Annotated in this window: 21 protein-coding genes; 3 read left to right on the plus strand and 18 right to left on the minus strand. The window is 40.3% G+C overall.

Going from position 1 to position 25280, the window contains the following annotated elements:
* Positions 1 to 14 precede the first annotated feature (14 nt).
* Positions 15 to 1268 (minus strand): GTPase HflX, encoded by a 1254-nt coding sequence (hflX, locus tag ACXAF2_RS17765; RefSeq protein WP_475140673.1) that lies wholly within the window; start codon positions 1266 to 1268, stop codon positions 15 to 17.
* Between the two features lie 200 nt (positions 1269 to 1468).
* Between hflX and ACXAF2_RS17770 the strand changes: the two genes are divergently transcribed.
* Entirely contained in the window at positions 1469 to 2077 is a 609-nt protein-coding gene (locus tag ACXAF2_RS17770; protein WP_149155616.1) for a trimeric intracellular cation channel family protein, read from the plus strand.
* A 72-nt stretch (positions 2078 to 2149) separates the two neighbouring features.
* Here ACXAF2_RS17770 and spoVK read toward each other — a convergent pair whose 3' ends face one another.
* The 5 genes from spoVK to ACXAF2_RS17795 all read right to left on the minus strand — a co-directional run bounded on the left by spoVK (position 2150) and on the right by ACXAF2_RS17795 (position 8591).
* On the minus strand, positions 2150 to 3103 hold the full coding sequence (spoVK, locus tag ACXAF2_RS17775) for a stage V sporulation protein K (RefSeq protein WP_475140675.1): 954 nt from the start codon (positions 3101 to 3103) through the stop codon (positions 2150 to 2152).
* 387 nt (positions 3104 to 3490) lie between these two features.
* Positions 3491 to 3727 carry an RNA chaperone Hfq gene (gene hfq / locus ACXAF2_RS17780; protein WP_113968114.1) on the minus strand — a complete coding sequence of 79 codons (237 nt, stop codon included), beginning with the start codon at positions 3725 to 3727 and terminating at the stop codon, positions 3491 to 3493.
* A gap of 27 nt (positions 3728 to 3754) precedes the next feature.
* The gene (gene miaA, locus ACXAF2_RS17785; protein ID WP_475140677.1) at positions 3755 to 4714 is read right to left on the minus strand and encodes a tRNA (adenosine(37)-N6)-dimethylallyltransferase MiaA; all 960 of its coding nucleotides are present in this window, start codon (positions 4712 to 4714) and stop codon (positions 3755 to 3757) included.
* Positions 4715 to 5012: 298 nt separating this feature from the next.
* Positions 5013 to 7397 carry a penicillin acylase family protein gene (locus tag ACXAF2_RS17790; protein ID WP_475140678.1) on the minus strand — a complete coding sequence of 795 codons (2385 nt, stop codon included), beginning with the start codon at positions 7395 to 7397 and terminating at the stop codon, positions 5013 to 5015.
* A 156-nt stretch (positions 7398 to 7553) separates the two neighbouring features.
* Positions 7554 to 8591: a class I SAM-dependent methyltransferase gene (locus ACXAF2_RS17795; RefSeq protein WP_475140680.1), complete on the minus strand. Its 1038-nt coding sequence runs from the start codon at positions 8589 to 8591 to the stop codon at positions 7554 to 7556.
* 188 nt (positions 8592 to 8779) lie between these two features.
* On the opposite strand from ACXAF2_RS17795, the gene ACXAF2_RS17800 reads away from it, so the two are divergent.
* The gene (locus ACXAF2_RS17800; protein WP_475140681.1) at positions 8780 to 9226 is read left to right on the plus strand and encodes a DUF4385 domain-containing protein; all 447 of its coding nucleotides are present in this window, start codon (positions 8780 to 8782) and stop codon (positions 9224 to 9226) included.
* A gap of 52 nt (positions 9227 to 9278) precedes the next feature.
* Here the strand turns inward: ACXAF2_RS17800 and mutL are convergent, their stop codons facing one another.
* The 4 genes from mutL to ACXAF2_RS17820 form a co-directional block, all read right to left on the minus strand.
* Complete coding sequence (gene mutL / locus ACXAF2_RS17805) at positions 9279 to 11168, minus strand: DNA mismatch repair endonuclease MutL (protein WP_475140683.1); 1890 nt, start codon at positions 11166 to 11168, stop codon at positions 9279 to 9281.
* Positions 11169 to 11180: 12 nt separating this feature from the next.
* Positions 11181 to 13799, minus strand: coding sequence for a DNA mismatch repair protein MutS (gene mutS, locus ACXAF2_RS17810; protein WP_475140684.1), 2619 nt, complete (start codon positions 13797 to 13799; stop codon positions 11181 to 11183).
* Positions 13800 to 13982: 183 nt separating this feature from the next.
* Positions 13983 to 14597 (minus strand): DedA family protein, encoded by a 615-nt coding sequence (locus ACXAF2_RS17815; protein WP_475140686.1) that lies wholly within the window; start codon positions 14595 to 14597, stop codon positions 13983 to 13985.
* A 117-nt stretch (positions 14598 to 14714) separates the two neighbouring features.
* Entirely contained in the window at positions 14715 to 15533 is an 819-nt protein-coding gene (locus ACXAF2_RS17820) for a hypothetical protein (protein WP_475140688.1), read from the minus strand.
* A 130-nt stretch (positions 15534 to 15663) separates the two neighbouring features.
* On the opposite strand from ACXAF2_RS17820, the gene ACXAF2_RS17825 reads away from it, so the two are divergent.
* Positions 15664 to 16590, plus strand: coding sequence for a VanW family protein (locus ACXAF2_RS17825; RefSeq protein WP_475140690.1), 927 nt, complete (start codon positions 15664 to 15666; stop codon positions 16588 to 16590).
* Between the two features lie 49 nt (positions 16591 to 16639).
* Here the strand turns inward: ACXAF2_RS17825 and ACXAF2_RS17830 are convergent, their stop codons facing one another.
* From ACXAF2_RS17830 to hydA, 8 genes are all read right to left on the minus strand, one after another.
* The gene (locus ACXAF2_RS17830; protein WP_475141277.1) at positions 16640 to 17008 is read right to left on the minus strand and encodes a VOC family protein; all 369 of its coding nucleotides are present in this window, start codon (positions 17006 to 17008) and stop codon (positions 16640 to 16642) included.
* A 103-nt stretch (positions 17009 to 17111) separates the two neighbouring features.
* Positions 17112 to 18464 (minus strand): aminotransferase, encoded by a 1353-nt coding sequence (locus ACXAF2_RS17835; RefSeq protein WP_475140691.1) that lies wholly within the window; start codon positions 18462 to 18464, stop codon positions 17112 to 17114.
* 21 nt (positions 18465 to 18485) lie between these two features.
* Entirely contained in the window at positions 18486 to 19952 is a 1467-nt protein-coding gene (locus ACXAF2_RS17840; protein WP_475140692.1) for a CoA-acylating methylmalonate-semialdehyde dehydrogenase, read from the minus strand.
* 148 nt (positions 19953 to 20100) lie between these two features.
* On the minus strand, positions 20101 to 21702 hold the full coding sequence (locus ACXAF2_RS17845; RefSeq protein ID WP_475140694.1) for a PucR family transcriptional regulator: 1602 nt from the start codon (positions 21700 to 21702) through the stop codon (positions 20101 to 20103).
* Between the two features lie 72 nt (positions 21703 to 21774).
* On the minus strand, positions 21775 to 21960 hold the full coding sequence (locus tag ACXAF2_RS17850; protein WP_113968124.1) for a hypothetical protein: 186 nt from the start codon (positions 21958 to 21960) through the stop codon (positions 21775 to 21777).
* Positions 21961 to 21981: 21 nt separating this feature from the next.
* Positions 21982 to 22185, minus strand: a complete 204-nt coding sequence (locus tag ACXAF2_RS17855) for a hypothetical protein (RefSeq protein WP_113968125.1) — start codon at positions 22183 to 22185, stop codon at positions 21982 to 21984.
* A gap of 62 nt (positions 22186 to 22247) precedes the next feature.
* Positions 22248 to 23720, minus strand: coding sequence for an NCS1 family transporter (locus ACXAF2_RS17860; protein WP_475140696.1), 1473 nt, complete (start codon positions 23718 to 23720; stop codon positions 22248 to 22250).
* Between the two features lie 130 nt (positions 23721 to 23850).
* Positions 23851 to 25278, minus strand: a complete 1428-nt coding sequence (gene hydA, locus ACXAF2_RS17865; RefSeq protein WP_475140698.1) for a dihydropyrimidinase — start codon at positions 25276 to 25278, stop codon at positions 23851 to 23853.
* Positions 25279 to 25280: the final 2 nt, after the last annotated feature.

Genomic DNA, 25280 nt, shown 5'->3' on the forward strand with positions numbered 1-25280 from the left:
GTTTTGTTTCCCTTCTACCTTTGAAATTTCTTGATGCTGCCTGCGATTGGATGATCTTCCAGGTGATAGCCCGTCAATTCATAAACCTGGCTTTCTTCTATAAATTCCAGCTTTTTTAAGATGGTTTCATTCTTTAATTGTGAAAGGACTTTCCCTTCACTCGCTGGAATGAATACATGATAAGATGTCATATGTTTTTTTACGATTTCTTCTATTTTTAACAAAAGCTGCCCGCGATCGTGTTCGTTTAATGCACTGATCATGATACGATCCCATTCGCTGCTTGGGACAAAGTCATTGTGCACCACATCTTTCTTGTTGTAAACCGTTAACTGAGGCAGTCCAAACATGTCCAGGTCTTCTAGTATAGATTGAACGGTTTTTTCATGCTGACTGTAATCGGGATTTGAGCTATCCACTACATGGAGAAGAAGATCCGCCTCTCTCACCTCTTCCAGTGTAGAGCGAAAAGCCGCTACTAATGTAGTCGGCAGATCTTGGATAAATCCGACTGTATCCGTAAGTAATGTCAAGTAGCCACTGGGCAAGGGCATTTTTCTGGTCATCGGATCCAATGTTGCGAAGAGTTGATTCTCTTCATAAGAGTCTGCTAATGAAATTCGATTAAACAAAGTCGATTTCCCAGCGTTTGTATAACCTACCAGTGCAATTTGAAAGGCTTTGTTACGCTTTCTTCTTTCACGATACCTTTCTCTGTGTTCAACAATGATTTGTAGTTGTTTCTTAATATCATCAATTCTGCGATGAATATGACGACGGTCACTTTCGAGCTTTGTTTCACCCGGCCCTCTTGTACCAATTCCTCCTCCCAACCTTGAGAGAGAAGCTCCTTGACCGATTAATCGAGGAAGCAGGTATTGAAGTTGAGCAAGCTCTACTTGTAATTTCCCTTCTCTTGAACGGGCGCGCCCAGCGAAAATATCCAGGATCAGTTGAGTCCGATCAATCACCCTTGCATTTAAGTCTTTTGATAAATTTCTAATTTGACTCGGAGATAGTTCATCATTAAAAATGATTATTTCCGGTTCAAATTGCTCTTCTAAAAGGACCAACTCTTCCACTTTACCTTTTCCTATATATGTACCAGGATGAACACGATCCCGTTTTTGAGTTAGTATAGCCATTACTTGACCTTGAGCCGTTTCCGTCAATTCTTCAAGTTCGTCTATACTATACTGAAAACGCAAGTCATCTTCCTCGAGTTGACACCCAACAAGAATGACTTTTTCCTTTACTTCATTCTTCAATAAACATCCTTCTTTCTTTACATTTCATTATTATTTTCATCATACCAAATCCACCTAGTAAACTCTATGTAAAAAGGAATGAAAAATGGTTGCAATTAAGTGCAAACGTGTTAAAATCAGTATGTTTGAATAAACAAAACAACGCTCACATTCTACATACTGGCATGTAGCATATTGTAATAGGGTTAGGAGGAATGTGTATGACGTGGGAAGTATTGAGCATTATAGGTACCATTGCTTTTGCTATTTCAGGAGCTATTATTGCCATGGAAGAGGAATACGATATCCTCGGGGTTTATATATTAGGAATTGTCACAGCGTTCGGTGGAGGGGCTATTCGGAATTTACTGATTGGCGTCCCTGTTTCCGCTCTATGGGAGCAAGGCATGTTGTTTCAGATTGCCCTCCTTTCCATAACAGCTGTCTTTCTTTTCCCTAATAATCTCCTTAAACACTGGAGAAAATGGGGGAATTTCTTTGATGCCATAGGTCTTTCAGCTTTTGCTATCCAAGGAGCACTGTATGCTTCTGAAATGAATCATCCAATAAGCGCTATTATTGTAGCAGCTGTCCTGACAGGGAGCGGGGGTGGGATCATTCGTGATCTTCTTGCAGGTCGTAAACCATTAGTGCTTCGTTCAGAAATTTATGCTGTCTGGGCAGTCCTGTGTGGAGCAGCTATCGGGCTCGGGATCGTCCATTCAGCATTTGAACTCTACTCTTTATTCGTGATCACAACAACATTACGTGTTCTATCTTATTTATATAAATGGAGGTTACCGAATAGGAGCTTACGAGCACATGTATAGTAAAAAAATGCATTCACTTATGAATGCATTTTTTTATAGATTTTTATATTACTAGATGTTTACTAAGTATAATCATTCAGATGACCCTTTGTTAAACACCAAATCATTGCTGCGGATTGTTAATAAATCATGTCGATCATAGCAATTTTCCATTAGCAGCCGCATGGCCTGAGCACGAATTGATTTCTCTAATACATTCCGTACATACCTGCCATTTGAAAATGCCATAGGAGATAAGGTATTCTTGGCTGAGTGAAGATGTTCCCGGATCTTTCTTTCAGCATCATGGCTTAATAAATATTCCTTTTCATCTAACATCCTTCTGCCGATTTCCATCAGCTGATCAACTGAATAATCTGGAAAGTGAAAGACGAGAGGAAATCTTGATTGGAGACCGGGATTCAAGGTAAGAAAGTGTTCCATTTCCCTCGAGTATCCTGCCAGGATCAAGATGAATTCATGCTGCTTATCCTCCATATGTTTGACAAGTGTATCGATGGCTTCTTTCCCGAAATCCTTCTCTCCTCCTCTGCCCAGTGAATATGCTTCATCGATAAACAAAATTCCCCCTAGGGCTTTTTTGACAAGGTCTCTTGTTTTCTGAGCTGTGTGACCAATATATTCCCCAACCAGATCAGCTCTCTCTGCTTCAATTAAATGACCTTTAGAAAGTACATTCATTTTCAAGAACAGTTTTCCAATAATCCTTGCGACAGTAGTCTTTCCTGTACCAGGATTACCTTTGAACATCATATGAAGAGCTTGTTTTCCTGCTTTCAACCCCATTGTTTCCCGTTTCTTATTAACATATATCCAAGCATAGATTTCTTTTACCATTTTCTTCATTTCTTCCATTCCGACAAGTGATCCAAGTTCTTCTTCTATTTCTTTTAGTGCGATATGCTCTTGAGGGAGCGACTGAGGAACGGAATCATGTCTTATCGTATCTTTTACTGAACTCCGTTTTTGAGAATTCAATACAATGCTGATTTGACCATTATTTTTCATTCTCATTGGTTGATCCAATGGATTCACCTCACCATTCTTGAGACAGTATACTCTCCTGAAGATATTAGGGTGACAAACGCCTATATTTCACCTGGTTTTTTCGACAAATCAGAAGAATTCTGTCTATTTCTGCGCTTTCCCGAGAAATAAAAAGAAATAGGGAATGTTTTGCTTCGTTTATTTTTCATAACGATTCATCATATTCATAACTATTGAAAATCAATTTAGAACATTAAAAGTGAGGGACATAAAAAAAGCCTCTCTTATCATCCTATTCAGTTACTTTTCGTTTCATTAATTAATTCTTGCAATCATGAATCAGATTCATGACCTGTATGATAAATCATACTGATTATGACTACAAAAAAAGCTGCCCATTGAGGCAGCTTTCGCAGTCTTTTAATATTAATTGCTTTGTTCTTCAAAATTTATTTGGACATTACGCTGTGGAGCGAATGTTGAAATGGCATGCTTATATACAAGCTGCTGTTTTCCTTCGCACTCAAACAGCACTGTGAAGTTATCAAAACCTTTCACTTGTCCACGGATTTGGAATCCATTCAATAAAAATACCGTACATAGTGAACTCTCTTTTCTTAATTGATTTAGGAATTGATCTTGGATATTAATGGATTGTTTCATGGTTAGTCCTCCTCTTCTATCTCTACATTACTTATTCGACTTTAACTGTAGCTTTCCTGCAATAAATTCTGAAATATCCTCAAAAATTTTGGTGTGCTGACTCTCATTTGTCATATCGAACCAGGCAACATCCATTTTATTTCTGAACCATGTAAGTTGGCGCTTTGCATACCTTCTTGAATTTTGCTTTAGGCTTTCTATTGCCCTTTCCAAGCTGACAGTACCATCAAAATAATCGTAAAGCTCTTTGTACCCAATGGCTTGAACAGACTGAACATTTCTTATTCCTTCATCGTATAACTCGTTTACTTCTTCTAATAAACCTTGTTGCATCATCAGATCAACACGAAGATTTATTCTTTCATAAAGTTTTTCCCGATCCATGGTTAACCCAATTAAAGCCACTTCGTACTGCAGATCCTGTGATTGCTCTTCTTGATACTCAGACATTCTCTTGCCGGTACAATGATAGATCTCCAATGCACGAATGACTCGTCGGGTATTATTCCGGTGTATATTCCCAGCTGAAACGGGATCGACAGATACTAAACGATCATGAAGCCACTCGGAACCATTTTTCTCAAGGTTTGCTTCTAATTCCTCACGATAGTGTTCATCACCTGGAGTTTCAGTGAATTGATAATCGTATAATACCGACTGAATATATAGCCCTGTCCCCCCTACTATAAGAGGGACTTTTCCACGTGAATGAATCTCTGAAATTTTCTTTCGGACAAGCTGCTGAAAGTCTGCTACAGAAAAGGATTCCCAGGGATCTCTAATATCAAGGAGATGATGTGGGACACCTTCCATTTCCTCAGGTGTGATTTTCGCGGTACCGATATCCATTTTTTTATAAATCTGCATGGAATCACCGCTTATGATTTCGCCATTATACCTCTTGGCAAGTTCTATACTTGTATTGGTTTTACCTACAGCAGTCGGACCAATAAGAACGATCACTCTCTCTTTTTCAAAACTTGTCATACGTTCACTGCTTTCTATGTAAATGATTCGTTACATATTATCGTACCATAATGATAGATGTTGTTAAATCACATCTTGCTAGTATATCCAATTCTTTTATGATTATTCATTATTATATGCTGTTTTCCTCCCTTCTTCTTAGAAGTGAATGTACCCATTTCTATAGGTGATAAAACGCATCGATAGTAAACTCTCATACTATAAACGCCCTGGAGAGGGTCTCCAGGACGTTTATAAATGTTTATCATTTTTCATGTGAAGTTATTTTGAAACCTTTGATGACAAGCTGCTTTAACCATTAATTTGCTTTTAATATTAACTTATCCCCATCTCGGTTTGAAATGGACGTTTGATGATAGTCCCCGTTTTTCCATGCGTCCATTTGATTTTGGTACCATTTACTTTTATAATGCCCAGCTTGTCCAGGGCCAACAATATGATAGCCATTCTTCATGTTCTCTGTATCAATAACAAATCTCCATGAAGCACCATGATTGACGATCCCACTCTCATTGTAACTCGCAGCACCAACCGTCACTCTACTTCCTCCCACCGGCTCGGGATCCCTGTCATTTAAGAACTTTTTCAACACGGAAGAAGCTCCCGATAAAGGATGTTCAAAGTATACTCTATGATACAGTCCCCACTCCCACTCGTCCATGGAAGAACCATATGCTTCTTCAAGCTCCTCTAATGCTTGGGTAAGTGAAGCTGTTAGGAAAGTCTTGTATCCTCCCCTGTCCACAAACCATTGAGACTCCTCTCCGTTATGAGCTTTACGAATGAGCTCATCCACGACACTTTGACGGCCTTCAAATAATTTGAACATATCTTTTGGGATTTCCTTCTTAAAAAGCCCAGTGGAAATTTCGTTCATCCATTGATGAAATACGAGTGGTGCAGCTAATTTTTTATCATCTTTGTTGTTCCAGGACTTCAGCAACTCAACAGCTTCTTTTTCTTTACTTGTTAATGAGCCGCTTTCCATATCTCCAATCAGAATAGGAACCATTTCACGTGCATGTAGGTTCATCTGATCCATCTGAAGGTCTTTCATATCGGAAAGAGTGAGATCCTTTTTCTCTTCTAAATACTCCGATATTCTCATGTACCGATATGGCTGAGCCCAGTGATGACTAATATGATATGGATATTCATCGGTAACTACTTTATTATTTGCTGTTGCTATGAAACCCGATTCGGGATTCATGACTTTTGGAAGCTCTTCGAATGGTATAAATCCCTCCCATTCATAATCAGGATCCCAGCCAGGGACAGGCAGAAGTCCGTCCCCTTTTTTCCTAATAGGGATTTTCCCATTTGCCTTATACGCAATCGTCCCATCCTCTGAGGCAAAAACGAAATTTTGTGTAGGAACATGGAAGTCCTTTAAGGCTTCTTCAAATTCATCCCAATCTTTTGCTTTATTGATGTTAAGGATTGCGAGAAGTTCCAGACTTGGATCTAGAGCTGTCCATCTCATTGATAGTACTTCTTCACCCTCATTTTGATGAGTGAATTCTGAAATCACCGGGCCATGTCTTGTAATCGTGACTTCATAAGGGATGGTGTCACCATCTTTAACTTTAATAGGCTCTTCTAAGATCGTTGCCCTCTCCCACTTTTCATCATATAAAAACAGAGAAGGATCTTCTTCATTTTGTTTTTCTACATATAAGTCCTGAACATCAGGTCCCGTATTTGTCACCCCCCACGCAATTTGCTCATTATGACCAAGGATGATTCCTGGAATACCAGCAAAAATCACTCCACTCACATTGACTTGTGGTGATTCCAGGTGCATCTGATACCATATAGAAGGAGTTCCCAATGAGAGGTGTGGGTCGTCTGCCAAGAGGGGTTTACCACTAGCTGTTTTCTCTCCGCTTACCACCCAATTGTTGCTTCCATTAAACTCAGGTGGAATGACTGCACCGGCAAATGATTGCTCCATATCAACCTGAATTTCTCCTAAATCTGATAGAATGGTAGGAACGTCTTCAGGGTAAGAAGGGAACAAATCATACGCTTTATCCTTTGGCAGGTTTTCTAATGCCCAATACCTGAAAGCCTGACCTTGCCAGTGGCCCCCTAAATCAAATGCCATATACTTCCCGATGGTTAATGAATCGAGGGGAGTCCACTTTTCAGGTTTATAACCAAGCAGAGTGAATTCTATAGGTAGCCTTCCTTCATCTGTGGCTTCTTGCATATAAGCGTTGACCCCATCTGAATACCATTCCAGAAGCTGCTTGGCTTCATCAGGATATGCTGTAAATGAAACTTCCGCTGCCCTCCGCAAACCAAATGTCCGGAAGAACTTGTCCCGATCAATTGCTTTCTCACCGACTACTTCACTCAACCGTCCTGAAGCCTGTCTTCTGCTTAGGTCCATTTGGAATAGACGATCCTGCGCCTGTACATATCCTTGCGCCATATATAAATCTTTTTCATTTTGAGCTAGAATATGAGGGACACCGTCCGTGTCCCTTATTACTTCCACATCCTCAGATAGCCCCTCTAACGATATGGTACCTGATATAATGGGTAAGGATCTGTCAATATAATAGTTTACAAATATTAATATTCCAAGCAGGATAAACAGAAGTGACCCCGCCGTCCACAAAGTGATTCTTAATCGTTTATTCTTTTTCTCCCGATGAAGCTCTATGCCCCCGTTCATTCCTTTTCCCCCTATTTATTTTAATTTTCTGAAATTATTCATCATATCTAGTTATTAGCTCTTTAAGTGAGGAATTCCTTCTACTAATTTAGAATAGTAGAGTCAAATATAAAAAGCTTTTGATTGATTATCATTTCAATCAAAAGCTTTCTTTCCTTACCGGGCTTTTGCAATAATTCCATTATGGACCTTTATATAACCATGCTGCAAAATATCCACTCCATTTTCATATAAATAAAGACCCATTTGTTCAACAGTCATAAGTTCCCTATATGTGTGGTTCATCACATCAGACATTACTTCATAATAAATTTTGGATTTGAGCTGAGCTCTGGGAGTAGTTAGGACCATGTAGCCATTTGGCTTCAAAAATTTACGATGCCACTCGACGACTTCTGATTTATAATCATCAGGAAAATGTTCAAGAAGCCCGACACTGAGTACAATATCAAACTCCTTTCCAAAAGATAGGTTTCTTATATCATCTACAATATACGTTGTTGGAAAGTCACCTTTATAGTAGATTTTATTCTCCCCCGTAGCCGGATTCGGTCCCAAGAAAGGATAGGTGTCCGGAAAATCCCTGTACCGGGTATCTCTACAGAATGGGTCATAATCGACAAGAACAATTTCACTCCCCGGATACATTGCCGCAAGCTGCATGGCTTCATAGCCTTCGGCAGCACCGAGGAATAAGATTCTAGGCTTTATAACCTCAAGGCCACTAAATAAAGCCCGCTTCCCTCTAGGATCCCACACCCCATCTTGTATCCGGTGAACATAATTCCATAAATGGAGACGAAGATGCTCACCTAATGCAGCAGTCGTTTCTTTCACATTCAATTTTAAGGCATTGCTGATAAATCGTTTTTTACTATGATTCAACTCAGTGGGAACATCCTTCACAAACCACTCATGAAAGGAGCGATTAAACATTTCCCATGAAGTTTGAACCGGAAGAACTTTACCGTTCTCCGATTCCCATTCGTTTTTTTCTTTAGCGAAAGTTGTTACTTCGTAAGGCTTTCCTACATCTTTCCATGATAGTGTCGACCAATCTCTTACACCTTTTAATTTTACAAATTTATTATATTCCTTTTCTGTGAACTGTCTCTTATCTACCCGATAAGATGGCTGGAGGTATGTTTCTGCACTGACTACTTCATTATTAATAGATTTTTCCAGTTCTATCATTTTCTTTTTCTCCCCCTAAATAAAACGCTTACAATCCAATACTATATAAATTAACGATAAAAATGAAAATACCTCTAATAAAATAAAAATATTAGTCAACATAATATTATTATCGACAATAAACAGGCAATAAATTTCGTTTGAAGGTTTGCTCATATTGGGTACAGTACAGGAAGGAGGTTTAGAACATGCCATTTGATTACGATCTTGATTTCGAGACCATTGATTTTCGGGAGGAGCCTGAAAAATACCGGGTTGGACGTGGGGAACAAGGTGTTTTACTTGTCGAACCCTATAAGAGTGAAATCCTTCCCCACTGGCGCTTTAAGACCACTGAAATTGCCAAACAATCTTCTAATAAGATATATGAGATGTTTATCCAATATAAACTTGAAAATGATTTTGTAGGAATGGACATGGCCAGGAAATTTCTGCAAATGGGATATACAAGAGCTCGCCGTTACGCCAACTATCCTGGAGGGAAAAAGTATAATAAAGATGGAGATGTAAAGAGAAGAAAGATAGATGAAGAGAAAGCTGCAGCTGCAGCGATATTCGAAACAAAGTGGAAGCTTGCAAGAGAGGATGAAGAGTATCTTCATTTTAAAAAAGATCATCAAACCAATTATGGCTGATGACCATTAGAACAGGGATGAACTACTGCTGGTTCATCCCCTTGTTCTGGTACTACATTATCCGTTTAAACATCTTTTCCATTTCATAAGTTGAATAGTGGATGATAATAGGTCGCCCGTGTGGACAGGTAAATGGGTCACTGGTTCTTCTCAGTTCATCCAGTAAAGCTTGCATGTCTTCATTGCGCAAGTGATGGTTCGCCTTGATCGATCCTTTGCAACTCATCATAATAGCCGCTTCTTCCCGGAGTTTTTTGATATCAACCCGGTTCATTTTCAACACCTGTTCGATCATATCTTCGATGGTTTGCTGTTCTTCCCCTTTTGGAAACCATTGAGGATGAGCCCGGACAATAAAGCTATTGTAGCCGAATTCTTCCAGAAACACACCTACTTCTTCCAGAAGATGACGGTATTCATTAATCTTAATGTACTCATCTGTAGAGAATTCAAGGGTAAGCGGGACCAGAAGTTCTTGGAGCTCCTTCGCAACCTCCCCCACTTTTTCTTTAAAGAACTCATATTTTATTCGTTCTTGAGCTGCATGTTGATCAATGATATATAGACCCCGATCATTTTGGGCGAAGATATAAGTACCGTGCATTTGGCCAACAGGATAAAGTGGAGGAACTCTAAGAGAGTGACCTTTCTCATCGGATACTTCTTCCACATTTAAATCCTGGAATTTCACTTCTTCCTCAACTGTGTGCGTTAAGTCCGGAATTGCTGGTTCATCTGAAACAGCAATTTTTGACTCGTGGGATTCGTTTTTTTGTAGTTCTGACTCATAATGCTTTTCCAGCCCTACTTGAGGAAGCAACCGTTCATGAACCGCACCTGCGAATCGCGCTCTTTCCTCTTTCACCTGAGTTTTAGCCGAATGATCCAGATTCATAAACGTTTGCTCTGATTTCGGCTGAACAATCTTCGGTGCCACGGATCCTGAAGGAATCAACTCTTTTCCTTTGAACACCCTTTTGATTCCTTCAGTAACTAATCCATTTAATTCACTTTCTTTACTAATGCGGACCTCCATCTTGGAAGGATGTACATTCACATCTACCAGAATGGGATCCATCTCTATGCTAAGAAGGACGATGGGGTGACGACCAATAGGAAGAAGTGTGTGATACCCCTCGCCGATTGCTTTCGCCAGAGCATAGTTTTTAATAAACCTCCCATTGATCATCGTTGAAATATAATTTCTGGAAGCACGTGTAACCTCCGGCAGGGAGATGTAGCCCTTAACCTTGAAGTCAAGTGAGCTCACTTCAATCGGAACCATCTTTTTGGCAATTCCTACCCCATAGATAGCTGCCAGAACCTGCAGGACATCTCCATTACCATTTGTGTGTAAAAGTGCCTTACCGTTGTGCAAAAGCTTGATCGAAACGTTAGGATGTGCCAGTGCAATCCGGTTCACCACATCTGTAATGTTCCCCAGCTCAGTATGAATGGTTTTCATATATTTTAATCGTGCAGGTGTATTGAAGAACAATTGTGAAACTGTGATATCTGTGCCTTTTCTTGACGACGTTTTTTCGAGTGAGTTGATTTCTCCACCTTCAAGTTCGATATACGTCCCTGGACCATCTCCCGTACTCGTTTTCAGCTCAAAATGGGAAACGGAAGCAATACTGGGCAGGGCTTCTCCTCTAAATCCCAATGTCCGGATACGGAATAAATCATTTTCGTCTTTGATTTTACTGGTTGCATGGCGTTTGAAAGCTGTTTTCACATCATCCTCTTCGATTCCGTCGCCATTATCAATGATGCGTATCGAATGTAAGCCTGCTTCTTCAATATGAATTTCGATTACGGATCCGCCTGCATCTATACTGTTTTCAAGGAGTTCCTTTACGACAGAAGCCGGTCTTTCTACAACTTCACCGGCGGCAATTTTATTGGAAAGCGAATCATCAAGCTGAAATATTTTCACCACAGTTTCACCTCCTTACATTTTTAACTTTTTTTGGATCCCGTAGAGGGTGTTCATTGCATCCAAGGGAGTCATCTCCAGAATATCGAGCTTTTTAAGCTCATCTAAGCATTTCTTTTCTTTTGAAGTAAGATTTTCTTTTCTATCCTTCTTCTCAGTAGTAAAGAAGGAGAGTTGGGCAAGATCTTCTTTTGGTTCGTGTTTCTCAACAGCTGATTCCCTTGCAACAGCCACTTCTCTGTGGTGAGAAGGCTGATCCTTACGCTCAAGCTCAAGAAGAATTTCGTTCGCTCTTTCAATCAGGGCTTTAGGTAGCTCTGCAAGTTCTGCAACATGAATTCCATAACTTTTGTCAGCTGCTCCTTCCTTGATTTTATGAAGGAAAACAAGCTTCCCCTTTTGTTCCATGGCACTTACATGTACGTTTTTCACCTTTTGTAATTCTTCTTCAAGAACCGTCAGCTCATGATAGTGAGTGGAGAATAAGGTTTTCGCCCCAATATGTTCATGAATGTATTCAATAATCGCTTGGGCCAATGCCATGCCGTCATAAGTGGAAGTACCACGTCCAATTTCATCAAATAATATTAAACTCTGCTGAGTCGCATGGATAATGGCATTTTTTGCCTCTAACATCTCCACCATGAAAGTGCTTTGACCTGAAATCAGATCATCCGCTGCCCCAATTCGCGTAAATACTTGATCAAAGATTGGCAGGTTAGCTTCACTGGCAGGAACATAACACCCAATTTGAGCAAGAATACTCGTTAAAGCCACTTGTCTCATATAAGTGCTTTTCCCCGACATATTCGGTCCTGTTATAAGGAAGACTTCTTTTTCTTGATCCATATAGCAGTCGTTCGGAACATATTCCTGAGCACCCATCACCTTTTCCACAACCGGATGACGTCCGTCCCTCAACCGGATCATTCTTTCTTCATTAAAGACAGGGCGGGTATAATGGCGCTTTTCACTGACCGTTGCAAAGCATTGAAGAACGTCCAATTCACTTACGAGTTTCGCTAGCTTCTGCAGGCGGGGGATAAATCCCTTGACTCTTTCCCGAATTCCAAGGAACAGTTCATATTCCAGATCCACACTTTTTTCATCGGCCTGAAGGATAAGCGCTTCTTTCTCCTTTAACTCAGGGGTGATGAAACGCTCAGCATTCGTTAATGTCTGTTTTCTTTCATAGCGTTCTTCTTCCAGGTGTTGAAGGTTTGCTCTCGTTACTTCGATATAATAGCCAAAGACCCGGTTAAATCCAACTTTAAGGGACCTGATTCCAGTTTTTTCCCTCTCATCACGTTCAAGCTGAGCAATCCAGGACTTCCCGTTTCTACTTGCATCACGGTATTGATCAAGTTCATCATGATATCCATCCCGAATCAGGCTTCCCTCTTTAATTGTAAGAGGAGGGTTATCCACTAAAGCCAGGTCAAGAAGATCTGTCAGCTCTTCACATGGATCAAGTTTCCTTACGAGATCATCGGTTGCTTCATTTTCGAGTGATCCCACCAGGTGTTTTAACACTGGTACTTGCTGAAGTGATTTTTTCAGCTGAATCAAATCACGTGCATTTACATTACCGAACGCAACCCGCCCCGCCAGCCTCTCCAGGTCATACACTTCCTTTAATCGTTCCCTAAGGTCCTGCCTCTCAAAGAATCGTTCCAATAGCACCTCAACAACCGTTTGACGCCTTTCAATGTCTTCTTTGTGAATAAGTGGTCGATCGATCCATTGCTTGAGTAACCGGGCTCCCATAGCCGTCATCGTTTCATCTAATAGCCAAAGAAGTGAACCTTTCTTTCCTTTCGAGCGGATCGTTTCCGTCAACTCCAAATTTCGCTTCGAGTAGTAATCCATTTTCATAAATTGACGCAGCTGATAGGTCTCAACTACTTGTAAATGATCCAGGCTTCTCTTCTGTGTACGGAAGAGGTAGTGAAATAGGATGGAGGAAGATTTTATTAGTTTATCTTGTTTTAAAGGGGCAACGAGATGAGCAAAATCTCCTCCACCGTCAGATCCTTTCTCATATGACAAGGTAACTTCGTTTCGTTCTTTAATCTTTCCTTGTATCGCTTCATTTAGATCGGGGTGAATGACGACTTCCTTCGCACCAATCGTAGATAATTCATTCAATAATGCTTGAAGGCCATCTGTGACCAAAGTCACTTTTGTTTCCCCTGTTGTTAAGTCACTATAAGAAAGTCCATAAGTTTCATCATTAAAATCTGTTACAGAAGCAATATAGTTGTTCTCTTTGTCATTCAGGCCTTTACCATCCATCACCGTACCTGGTGTAATGAGCTGAACAACTTCTCTCCGCACAACTCCCTTAGCTTGTTTCGGATCTTCAGTTTGTTCACAAATTGCTACTTTAAAGCCTTTATCGATGAGCTGCTCTATGTAGTTAGGAGCAGAATGATAAGGAACACCACACATGGGAATACGTTCCTTCCCTCCCCCATCACGACTTGTTAACGTTATTTCAAGTTCCTGCGATGCTGCAATGGCATCGTCAAAAAACATTTCATAAAAATCACCTAAACGAAAAAATAAAAAGGCATCTTGGTATTCTGCCTTTACTTGTAAGTATTGTTTTATCATTGGAGTATATTGTGTCATGGTTTCATTCAAACCTTTCCATGTAAATCTACTAATCTCGACTATTCATTATATCACACGTAAAAGGGTTCGAGCATGTAGTAGATTGAGGAAACCAGTTCTGGTCAACTCAACCTCTGTGTGTACATCTCCTTTCTCACAAAAAAATCCGCTTCCCGATTGAGGAGCGAATCGATGTCTTGTTTATTCCGTTTGTTTTGCTATGCTTGACTCATCGTCCAAACAGCTGGTGCTTTTTGCCTTAAAAAAGTATTTATATGATAAGAAACCAAGCAACAGTATAGCCCCTCCAATGAGAAGGTACGTTTGTATGTTACTCATCAAAGACTGTACATATTTGAGATTTCCATTCTTGCCGACTATTAACATCGTGAGGGTAATTGGAAAGATTCCGATGAACGTTAATCCTCCAAATGTCCATTTGTTCACTTTACTAATACCTGCAACATAAGAAATATAGTTACCAATGCCAAGCGGTCTCGTGATGGCAATACTCCACAATCCACATTTCCGAAACCATTTCTGACCTTTAGCCATTTTCTTTGAGCTGGTTTTTTCTTTGAGTTTATCTTTTAATTTATACCCTATTCCATATGGGATATAACTAAATACCGTATAAACCAAACTGCTTGTGAATGCTAAAATGATCAGCTTCGTCCAAGATGGATCTAAGAGGTAACCATATGTCAGCGTCACGAGGGCTCCCGGAAATGGCAAGGATGACGCTTCAATTGCATTTCCAGCGAATAATCCCCACATTCCAAGCTCCTTAATTAAATTTATTACAAAATCAAACATCGGTGTGTTCCCTCCACGATTCTTTTATATACCCTTTTCCCTTTTTTTCATATTAAAAACGCTCATAAAGAATAAGATTTCATCCACTGGAGGGAAATAATGTATCTGAATCGACCCTTATTCTATTTCCTCTAGAAATGCATGACCGTCTATTTTCCATTGATCTTCAAGCGAATCTTTCCGAATGATGAATTCAACGTTATGTTCTTCTTTAGATTGATTGGAACGTATCCATTTCACTCTAACCTTAAGCTTCATCCCCAAAAGTGCAGGTAACTCCTCTACAGTTGCCATCGATCTTTGAGTAACATCTATATGTTTCACTCTCTTGAGGGTTTCCTTCACGGTCCCATTCCTTCCAGACATCACTTGTGAAAGTAGCTTTTCATCATGCTGATTGACAGCAATCTCCATAACACTGATCAACTCATAAGGGTCTAATTTGTATAGAAACCCATCCAGTTTTCCACCTGCTTTTAAAATCATGATCTTATGGGCCAAATCAGGGGTTGGCGTTTTATGGGTTGTACTTCCATAAAAATGCACGCAGAAATGTCCCGGAAAGTTGTTTTGGAGAGCGCCTGCTCCGTGCGGCATCCCGTTCATTGAGGCAGATATTAGTTGATCATGTACTAAAACGAGAATTGCACGACGGTCCCAGCTCCATTTTCCCCCATAGATGAATTTCATGATTTTCGTGTCTTTTTCTGTAACTGGTTGTACATCCGCATGTTTGCTTCCCGCTCTTCTTTGCACCTTGAAAGAAAGGCCGGTTTCAACATCAATGATCGTAAAATACGATTGTTTAGGAATGATTTCTTTCACCTGATCCCACGGAAGTATCTCAACAGTAAAACTAGGAATTGCCACCGCAGGTTTGGAACTGCAGGCAATAAGTAAAAACACAACCATCATGAATCTGAATAAATAAAGCATGTAAAGACCTCTTTTTTTTCCTTAGTTTCTAATCACAACTGCAAATACATAACCATCAATTTTTGGCAATTAGGATTTAACATGAAAGACGCCTTTTCCACCGATACTACATATGAAAGGAAGGGTTCACATGTTCTGGATTAAACTTAGCTCAATTGGTCTCTTACTGTTCCCTGTAATGAATGATCAAGATCAATTACATATTCAATTCCAAAATCAAACACCAATTTCTATAGAGCGAAATGCACTGACTATACCATTGACAGATGAACCAATAATGGACGAAAAGCAATATGAGGAATTAGTTTCAGAAGTGCAACATCGTGTCTATTCCCCTCCTCAGAATGCTTATATCAACGAGAATAATCAAATTATTTCAGAAAGAGCCGGTTACAAGCTTAATGAAAGGAGATTTCGTGAGCTGGTCCATTCCTTCTTCTTTTCTAGAGGATCAATCAATACGGAAGCCCCCCTTATGACATTACATCCCAAAGTCGATAGTGAGATCCTTGCACATATCCGAACACAGCTTATTGGAAAATACGTTACATATTTCAATAAGCATAATGAGGAACGGACTCAAAATATCGTTCTAGCAACAGAGAAGATCAATAATACAGTTGTGTTCCCTGGAGAAGTATTCTCCTTTAACGGTGTAGTAGGAAAAAGAACGAAAGAAAAGGGATATAAAAAAGCCCCCGTGATTGTAAAAGGGGAACTCTCAGAAGATATAGGGGGTGGGATTTGTCAGGTATCATCCACTTTGTTTAATGCGGTTGACCAGGCAGGTGTGAAAATATTAGAACGGTATCATCATTCAAAGAGGGTTCCCTACGTTCCAATAGGGAGAGATGCTACAGTTAGCTGGTATGGACCCGATTTCACTTTTAGAAACGCTTATAACCAGCCACTGCTTATCCGCGCAAAAGTAATTGGCGGGCAAGTTATCACTTCGATTTATTCTTCCGATCTTATCAATGTGGAAAAAAGAAAGGTACCTAGCGCTTCACAAAATTTATCTACGGAGAAAGATGTGGATAAATTCATTCAAGAATAGTGTTCTGAATATGAAAATGCACCTCCTAATTCATGAGGTGCATTCATTATTAATGGTATTCTAAAAATTCAATTCGATTTCCAAATGGATCTGAGACGAAAAAGCGATTTCTACCGTTAATCGGTGTATCTTCTTTTATCCTGATACCATTCTCCAACAGGTTACTTCTAAGGGCCTCTAAATCTGAAACAAGTAATCCTGGGTGTGCTTTTGTTGCTGGCACAAAATCATTTTGTACTCCTACATGAATTTCTTGTGGTCCATATTGAAACCAACAACCGCCTCTACCTAGAAGATTTTCAGGTTTCGGTATTTCCTTCAGACCAAGAATTTCACCAAAGAACTTTCTAGCTTCTTCTTCACAGCCTTTTGGAGCTGCAAACTGAATATGATCAATCCCTTTGAAAATGATGATCATCCCCTCCCCTTTGGTCTTACTCATTAAGTTTACCATAAAATTCAATTTAATAAGAAAAATGGAAAACACCTGCACAAACAGGTGTTTTCCCAACCATTATTATTTAAAGTTGCTTGATCCCATCGATCACGGTGGATAATAACAGATCCAGATCTTCCTCTTCTATGTTCAATGGTGGTGATAAAGTAAGCACATTGTTATAACCAGCGACTGTAGCCCCGTTTTTTCCAATGATCACACCTTTTTGTTTACAGTATCCAATCACACCATTGACCTTCGAGACGTCTAAAGGTTCTTTTGTTTCCCTGTCACTTACCATTTCAATTCCAATTAACAGACCCTTTCCTCGAACATCTCCAACGTATTGATGATCTTGTAAATGATTTTTCAACGTGTTCAATGCCTTTTCACCAAGATCAGCGGATCGTTCAAAAAGCTTCTCACTTTCCATGATTTCAATGTTTTTCAAAGCAAGGGCACATGCTGCAGGGTTTCCACCGAATGTATTGATATGGCGGAAGTAATCATACTCCTCAGATCCTTTAAACTCTTCATATATCTCACGCTTCACGGCTGTTGCTGATAGGGGAAGATACGCACTTGTTATCCCTTTTGCCATTGTGATGATATCCGGCTTCACATCATAATTCATGAAACCAAATGGCTTGCCTGTACGTCCGAAGCCACAAATCACTTCGTCGACAATCATAAGTGCTCCATGCTTTTCACAAACTTCTTTCGCCGCTTTCATATATTCATCTTGTGGGACGAGTATCCCACCTCCTGTGATGATCGGTTCCATGATCAACGCAGCCACTGTTTCACTTAATTCCCAGGTCATCGCTTGATCAATTGCCTTTACTCCAGGAAGTTCATGTGGACTTTGCCCCGATGTTTCATCGCGATAGCTATCGGGTGGAGCGATATGGATAAATCCGGGAGCTAATGGCTCATACTTATACTTCCGCTGAGCCTGACCTGTTGCGGCCAGGGCCCCCATGGAATTCCCGTGATACCCTCTATATCTGGAGAAGATTTTATACCGTCCATGTTCCCCTTTTTGCTGGTGATACTGCCTGGCAATCTTAAAGGCGGTTTCGTTGGCTTCTGATCCACTGTTGGAAAAGAAAATGACATAGTCATCCCCAAGTAAATGATTTAATTTCTCAGCAAGCTCAATAGCCGGCTGATGACTTTGTGTTAGTGGAAAGTAAGCCATTTTTTTTAGTTGATGATAAGCTGCCTCTGCTAATTCCTGTCGACCATATCCTACGTTTACACACCATAGCCCTGCCATGCCATCCAGAAATCTTTGACCATCCTTATCTGTAATCCAGGACCCGGCAGACTCTGTAACGACCATTGTTCCATCGGGATTGTATGGTTTCATGGAATGCCAAATGAGCTTTTCATCATTCCTTAACCATACATCTTGAGATTGACCTGCTTTCACCATGAAAGTTCCCCCTAACTCAGATTAAAAATCAAATCGAGAAGTGATCATTTTCTTCCTAGTATAGAAATTTACTCCGTCTTTACCGTTTACATGCATATCCCCATAGAAAGAATCCTTCCACCCTGAAAATGGGAAGAACGCCATTGTGGCAGGAACACCAACGTTGATTCCCAGCATTCCAGCGTCTGCTTCTTCTCTGAACTGTCGGACAGCCTTTGCATCTTTTGTGTAAATCGTAGCACCATTTCCATACCTTGATTGACGAATATAATCAAGTCCTTCATCCAAATCCTTGGCTCTCAGTAAACTGAGGATCGGGGCAAACATTTCTTCTTTTGCAATGGTCATATCCGGTGAAACATGGTCGAAGATCGTTGCACCCAGGAAGTTTCCTTCCTTGAAGTCATCCATTTCTTTACGCCCATCTCGTATGAGGGATGCACCTTCCTGGAGACCTTTGTCAATATAACCCAGTGTCTTCTCTCGATGTTCTTTTCGAATGACGGGAGTGAGAAGCACTTCTTCGTCCATACCGTTACCAATACATAACTCATCTGCTTTTTTACTTAAAGCTTTAACAAACGGTTCATTATCCCCTACAACCACTACGGCACTGCACGCCATACATCTCTGGCCAGCACTGCCAAACGCAGAACTGATAATATGCTCAGCCGCTTTATTCATATCTGCATCAGGCATGACAACATGATGATTCTTCGCCCCGGATAATGCCTGCACCCTTTTCCCATGAGAGGCAGCCTGTTGGTACACATATTTAGCCACCGGCTGAGACCCGACGAAGGATATGGCTGCGACATCTTTATGCTCGATCAACCCATTTACGACATCATGTGCACCATGCACGACATTCAATACCCCATTGGGCATTCCTGCATCTGTTAATAACTCTGCAAGCCTATTAGCTAAAATCGGGGTTCTTTCAGAAGGCTTCAACACGAAAGTATTTCCACATGCAATTGCAAGGGGGAACATCCACAGAGGTACCATCATAGGAAAGTTAAAAGGCGTGATCCCCCCCACTACACCAAGTGGATAACGGAACATTTCTGAATCTATATCCTCTGCAATACCACTCAGCGTTTCACCCATCATTAATGTCGGTGCACCACAAGCGAATTCCACACACTCAAGCCCCCGCTGCACTTCACCATACGCCTCTTTAAATGATTTACCATTTTCCTGTACAACCAGTTTGGCCAACTCCTCATGATTGTCAGAAAGTAAAGAATGGTATTTATATAGAATACGGGCACGTTTTGGAACAGGCGTCTTCTTCCACGTTTGTGAGGCTTGCTTAGCAGCCTTTACAGCCATAGCGACGTCTTCTTTAGTAGAAATCGGAACTCTTGCAATCTCTTCATTTGTAGCAGGGTTCACTACTTGTAAGGTCTGCGAGCTAAGAGAATCAACCCATTCACCTCCAATGTAATTCTTTAATACAGCTACATCTTTTTTTATTATCGTCATATTCAGTTCCTCCTTATTTTTTCATCGGATTTTTCTGCGTGATGTAGAACCTGTCGTATCGTTTATAGTTTTATTATGAAAGAAATTGTAAGTGGTTTCATTAGACATTGTGTAAAAGAACCTGACCTCTCAATTTGACATTTTACATTTAATTAATCTTCGACTTTTTCAAAGAGCTAAGTGGTTGCAAATAGTCATGGGCAGCAAGGAGAAACTCGATGGCCACACGTTTATCAGAGGTCATGAAATCATCTCCAAGTAAATCTTCAATTTTTTTGAGGCGGTGGTAGAGTGTTTGTCTTACAATAAATAGTTGTTTTGATGTTTCCTGCTTTGATCCCTGACATGCAAGGAAAACCTTCAACGTATTCAATAAACTGCCATCATGTTTACGATCATAATCCAGGAGCGGAGTGAGGTACTCTTCGATCATTTCCCACAAATTAACATTGTTGTTAACAATTGAAATCAGCCTGTATAAATGCAAATCATCAAAGAAAAAATACGCTTTTGAAGCATTCACCTTTGACTGAAACATGAGACTATCTTTAGCTGTTTCATAGCTCTTGTGAATTTCCATCGTCTCCATTTGGTACTTGCCAGTTGCAAAAACTGTTTGTGAAGAGTCTTTAAAGAAATCAGACTGTAGAATCTTTTCGTAGGCAGTGGTGACTCTCGATTTCCAATCTCCTGTCCTCCTGGTGTCCAGAAGAATGAAAATGAGATGATTTCCTACTCTTTCGGGTAACACACGAAAACCCTGTTGTTCAAAAATGCTTCTGGTGACAAGGTTTAAAAAGGTAATATCAATCGGCTCTTGTCCATTCAGCCTATTCGTCTGGCAAATGCAGACGACTCCACCATTGACCTGTACTTTTAAGTCGGCTAAAAATGCGGAGAGTCTCTCATAAGACTGTTCTCCTTTTAGCCAACAAGTAATCCATTTAGAGTCTTCTAACCGTTTTTGCTCGTTGAAATACAATTCTCTCATTAAATACTGGGCTAACGCAGTTGAAGTTCTATCCAATATGAGAAGCTCATATTCACTAAAAGGATGATCGCTTCTGTATATACATAACTCTGCGTATTCCTGGTCAAATAGAATCACTTTAGTGGAGGCAAAATGATGATTATGGGAATCTTTATGACTGTAATAACATTTTCGTATTCTCTCTTCATCCGGTGAGCACATGAGGGGATAGATTTCCACCTCTTGTTCTTTTAACTGAAATAGTACAGGAACAGTAAGCTCCTTATGTAAAACCTGAAGGATCTCTCTGAAGTGATTAACGCTAAGCAGCCTTCTGTTTAACTCCTGTGCATATGAATCCAGTTTTTTTATCATGTCGTATTGCTGATTGATGAGTACGGAATGAATATCCTGAGTTATACTAACGAACGGAACTTCCCTTTGAAACACGATAATAGGAAAATCAAATGTATCTGCACACTTTAATACAGAAATCGGAATCGTAGAAATATTTGTATCAAGTTCAATGCAAATGGCTGCTGCTTCACTCTCGATTAACTGTTGAAGAAGTGAGAGAAAAGCCTCTTCCTCTTGTAAAGCGATTCCTGTAGAAAGGATCAGTTCATTTCCGTTAAGAAGATTTTTTATCGATGTTACTTCGACTACATGTACCCACTTCACCTGACGGCTGAGACCATTGTGCCCAGCAATCACTTTAGCATGTTCAAAGTATTTTCTTACAAGAATATCTTCTACTGAAAAATAGTAATTACTTTTCATTTTTCTCTCCTCTAGTTCTGCCTTAGGAAAATGAAGAAAAAGGATTGGCGGAACCAATCCTTCAATTTGCTTCTATTCTTCTATATAGGGGATTGCAAACTGGATCTCTTCACTCCACCATTTCATTATTTCTTCATCTGATAGCTGTTGTGAAGATAAAACGGCTAACACCCAATCGATTAGCTCGTCAGACGTTTGCATATTTCCAGGAAAGAGTGTCAGTTCCTTTCCTTCACGCGGTCCCATAACGTCACTCATCCAAGTTTCCCCCTTCAACTGTTAGTTTTGAAGTAATAGATTTGAAAAATATTTTCGTGCATTTGCCGTTTTCACATGAAGAGTGGCACTTCTTTTATTTTCAGTATGCTTAAACAGAACAAAGGCCCCACTTAGGTTCTCTGTTATTTTCTCAATTTTAAACCCTTTTTGAATGAGAAAATCAATTTTATCCCGTTCACTTAAAAACTCTTGATAATCAGACATGACAACACCCCTTCTATCGTTTCTTCAGATAAGTACTACCTTAACTACCTTGTCTCATGATTCTAGGAAAAACTGGTGCCTGTTGGGGATTCGTCTGATACAATGACTTCTTCTTCGACTTGAATTTCCCAATCGCGGCCGACAGACAAGCCAAGATATTTCTCATCACTCGGATCAATTAGTTCTGCCTGCTCGTATTTCTTAAACCACCAGAATTTAGCTAATACATAATAGCAAATTGCTCCAACCCCGAAGCCGACTAAAAATGAGAAGTTTGGAACGTAATAGGAGGCAACTCCTCCAATAATCCATGAAATGAATCCTGCAAGATTCACTCCATTCATATACTTGAATTGTCCTTTGTCTTCATATAATGCAGGTACATTGACTCTTCGCTTCCTGATAAAATAATAATCTGAAATCAAAATCCCTACGATGGCTGACAAAATGCCTCCTACGAATAGTAAAACGGGGATGATTACACCAAAAAGGTTCCATGGTTGTACGATCGTACCCACAATACCAGCAGTGATGACCCCTGCCCAGAACGGGAATTTTGGCCCCCCTACATTAGAGAATATTGTTGCAGCAGGAACAATATTCGCAGCAATATTCGTTGACCATTGAGCCAGGACGATCATTAGAAGGAGGACACCTAAAACGAATCCGCTCGCTGCTTTTTGAAGTGCTACTACGGGATCATAATTCAGGACGGCAATATATGAAATCCCACCAATTAACACCATAAATGATTGAGTGATAGGAAGTGCTACAAGGTTACCAATTAACGAGCTTTTATTTCTCTTAAACCAATTCCGCTCATTTTTTGGAGCTTTCATGAATCTGGAAATGGAAGGAATATCAGCAGATAGTGTGGCCCAAAATCCCATATTACTAAAGATGACCACTAGAAAAGCCGTAAACGTGGCAGCACCTGTTACCGGACTTTCAACCCAACTCCAAATGTCTCTTCCTTGAGAAGCGGCAGATTCAGATAAGGATGAATACATCCATACAGAAATAAGAATGATGACAGGTGCGGCAAGGTCGGCAAATCTTTCCACAGCTTTAATCCCAAGAGCTGTATTCACTAATTGAAGGACCGCAAAAATCACGAAACAAACAAACCAATTATCAAAACCAAATAAAATATTTAAAATACCATTCATCGCTGTTGCACCAAAGTAAGTGTTTATTCCAAACCACATCGATGCGGCCAGACCACGCACGACAGAAGGAATATGGGTCCCAAGCGTTCCAAAAGGTGCTCTCATATAAACTGGAAATGATACCCCATGCTCAATCCCGATATCCCCTGTCAATGTAATAAATAGACCGATTGCAAGTGACCCAATGATGGTGGCAAGTACAACAAGAGGTAGGGGTAGGGATACGACCCCTGCTCCGCCAATGGCGAAGGTCGCAAGAACTACAACCATTCCAACCCACATAAATGAATAGCCAAGCTTGGTTATTTTTCTTTCGCTCTCTTTAATCGGTAATAAATCAGGAGACTTTAAATAACTTTTCTTCATCTTGAACACCCCTTATTTGTTTGCATCGAATGGCAAAACCAAATCTTAGACAAGAGAGGCCGGAGGAAGGCAGTCCCCCTCCTCCAGCAGGAGTTGTTCTACAGGTAAGATGCATTATTTTCTAAAGTTTTTAAGACTTAGAGGATTGAAGTGCTTCACTCTCTTCACTTGCAAGAAGCTTTCCGTATTTCGCTCTCTTAATATACTTTCCGGTCCCAAGCTTACCGACGAACTGTTTATCTTTAATGACATATTCACCTCTGGACAATACAGAAACAGGTTCCCCTTTTATCTTCATGCCTTCAAACGGGTTATAATCTGCTGCCATATGATGAGTTTCAGCACTTATCACTCTCTCGGCATTTGGATCGAAAATGACCACATCTGCATCAGAACCTACTGCAATGGTTCCCTTCTGAGGATACAGACCAAACAGCTTTGCACTTCGTGTAGACATGATATCCACAAACTGATTTAAGCTTATCCGCCCTTTTTCAACTCCTTCTGAGAATAAGATGGATACACGGTCCTCGACGATTGGTCCTCCATTTGGGATTTTAGTGAAATCATCTTTCCCCAGATCTTTTTGCCCTTGGAAATCAAATGAACATTGATCTGACCCTAATGTTTGCAGCTGGCCACTTTTCAAGGCATTCCAGAGAACATCTTGATGCCACTTCTCACGAAGGGGCGGCGACCAAACGTATTTAGCTCCCTCAAAATTGGGACGCTCTAAATAGGTTTGATCAAGCACAAGATACTGAGGACATGTTTCTCCCCAAACATTCAATCCTTTACTTCGCGCTGCTGAAATCTGTTCAACGGCATCAGAGCAGGAAACATGGACAACATATAATTGTGAATCCGCCAAGCCGGTAAGTTTAGCTGCGCGGCCAGTCGCTTCACCCTCCAGTTCAGGAGGTCTCGTCAGCGCGTGATAAATTGGTTTCGTTTTCCCTTCCTCTAAAGCCTTTTCGGTTAAATACTCAATAACGTCGCCATTCTCTGCATGTACCATTACGAGTGCTCCTAATTCCTTTGCGGCTATTAAGGTTCTAAATAGTGTTTCATCGTCTGCCTGGAATACATTTTTATATGCCATAAAGACTTTGAATGATGTGATCCCCTCTTTATCCATCACCTCAGGAAGCTGTGATAGAACATCTTGATTGATTTCCCCGATCATTAAATGGAAACCATAATCGATGACTGCTTTATCCTTAGACTTCGCATGCCAAGTATCAATTGCATTTTGAAGAGGTTCTCCCTTGTTGGTCAAACAAAAATCAATGAGTGTCGTCGTTCCTCCAAATGCTGCTGCAATGGTTCCACTCTCGAAATCATCCTTTGATACCGTCCCACCGAAGGGCATTTCCAGATGAGTATGGGGGTCGATCCCACCAGGGAAAATGTACTTTCCTTTCGCGTCTATTACTTCTGCACTGCTAGTATCAAACCCTTTACCTATAGCTGTGATCTTCCCATTTTGTATAAGCACATCCGCTTTATATGTGTCTGTTGCCGTAACAATGGTTCCATTTTGAATAATTTTATTCATTT

The organism is Rossellomorea sp. ABR4_004, from assembly GCF_056159585.1.

What these genes read in the sequence shown, in the direction of transcription:
- ACXAF2_RS17860 (WP_475140696.1), bottom strand. Translation starts at nt 23,720, where the DNA reads ATGAAGAAAAGTTATTTAAAGTCTCCTGATTTATTACCGATTAAAGAG.
- ACXAF2_RS17845 (WP_475140694.1), bottom strand. Translation starts at nt 21,702, where the DNA reads ATGAAAAGTAATTACTATTTTTCAGTAGAAGATATTCTTGTAAGAAAA.
- ACXAF2_RS17795 (WP_475140680.1), bottom strand. Translation starts at nt 8,591, where the DNA reads ATGATAGAACTGGAAAAATCTATTAATAATGAAGTAGTCAGTGCAGAA.
- ACXAF2_RS17855 (WP_113968125.1), bottom strand. Translation starts at nt 22,185, where the DNA reads ATGTCTGATTATCAAGAGTTTTTAAGTGAACGGGATAAAATTGATTTT.
- ACXAF2_RS17830 (WP_475141277.1), bottom strand. Translation starts at nt 17,008, where the DNA reads ATGATCATCATTTTCAAAGGGATTGATCATATTCAGTTTGCAGCTCCA.
- hydA (WP_475140698.1), bottom strand. Translation starts at nt 25,278, where the DNA reads ATGAATAAAATTATTCAAAATGGAACCATTGTTACGGCAACAGACACA.
- ACXAF2_RS17800 (WP_475140681.1), top strand. Translation starts at nt 8,780, where the DNA reads ATGCCATTTGATTACGATCTTGATTTCGAGACCATTGATTTTCGGGAG.
- ACXAF2_RS17820 (WP_475140688.1), bottom strand. Translation starts at nt 15,533, where the DNA reads ATGCTTTATTTATTCAGATTCATGATGGTTGTGTTTTTACTTATTGCC.
- ACXAF2_RS17850 (WP_113968124.1), bottom strand. Translation starts at nt 21,960, where the DNA reads ATGAGTGACGTTATGGGACCGCGTGAAGGAAAGGAACTGACACTCTTT.
- mutS (WP_475140684.1), bottom strand. Translation starts at nt 13,799, where the DNA reads ATGACACAATATACTCCAATGATAAAACAATACTTACAAGTAAAGGCA.
- ACXAF2_RS17835 (WP_475140691.1), bottom strand. Translation starts at nt 18,464, where the DNA reads ATGGTGAAAGCAGGTCAATCTCAAGATGTATGGTTAAGGAATGATGAA.
- ACXAF2_RS17840 (WP_475140692.1), bottom strand. Translation starts at nt 19,952, where the DNA reads ATGACGATAATAAAAAAAGATGTAGCTGTATTAAAGAATTACATTGGA.
- ACXAF2_RS17770 (WP_149155616.1), top strand. Translation starts at nt 1,469, where the DNA reads ATGACGTGGGAAGTATTGAGCATTATAGGTACCATTGCTTTTGCTATT.
- ACXAF2_RS17825 (WP_475140690.1), top strand. Translation starts at nt 15,664, where the DNA reads ATGTTCTGGATTAAACTTAGCTCAATTGGTCTCTTACTGTTCCCTGTA.
- ACXAF2_RS17790 (WP_475140678.1), bottom strand. Translation starts at nt 7,397, where the DNA reads ATGAACGGGGGCATAGAGCTTCATCGGGAGAAAAAGAATAAACGATTA.
- miaA (WP_475140677.1), bottom strand. Translation starts at nt 4,714, where the DNA reads ATGACAAGTTTTGAAAAAGAGAGAGTGATCGTTCTTATTGGTCCGACT.
- hfq (WP_113968114.1), bottom strand. Translation starts at nt 3,727, where the DNA reads ATGAAACAATCCATTAATATCCAAGATCAATTCCTAAATCAATTAAGA.
- ACXAF2_RS17815 (WP_475140686.1), bottom strand. Translation starts at nt 14,597, where the DNA reads ATGTTTGATTTTGTAATAAATTTAATTAAGGAGCTTGGAATGTGGGGA.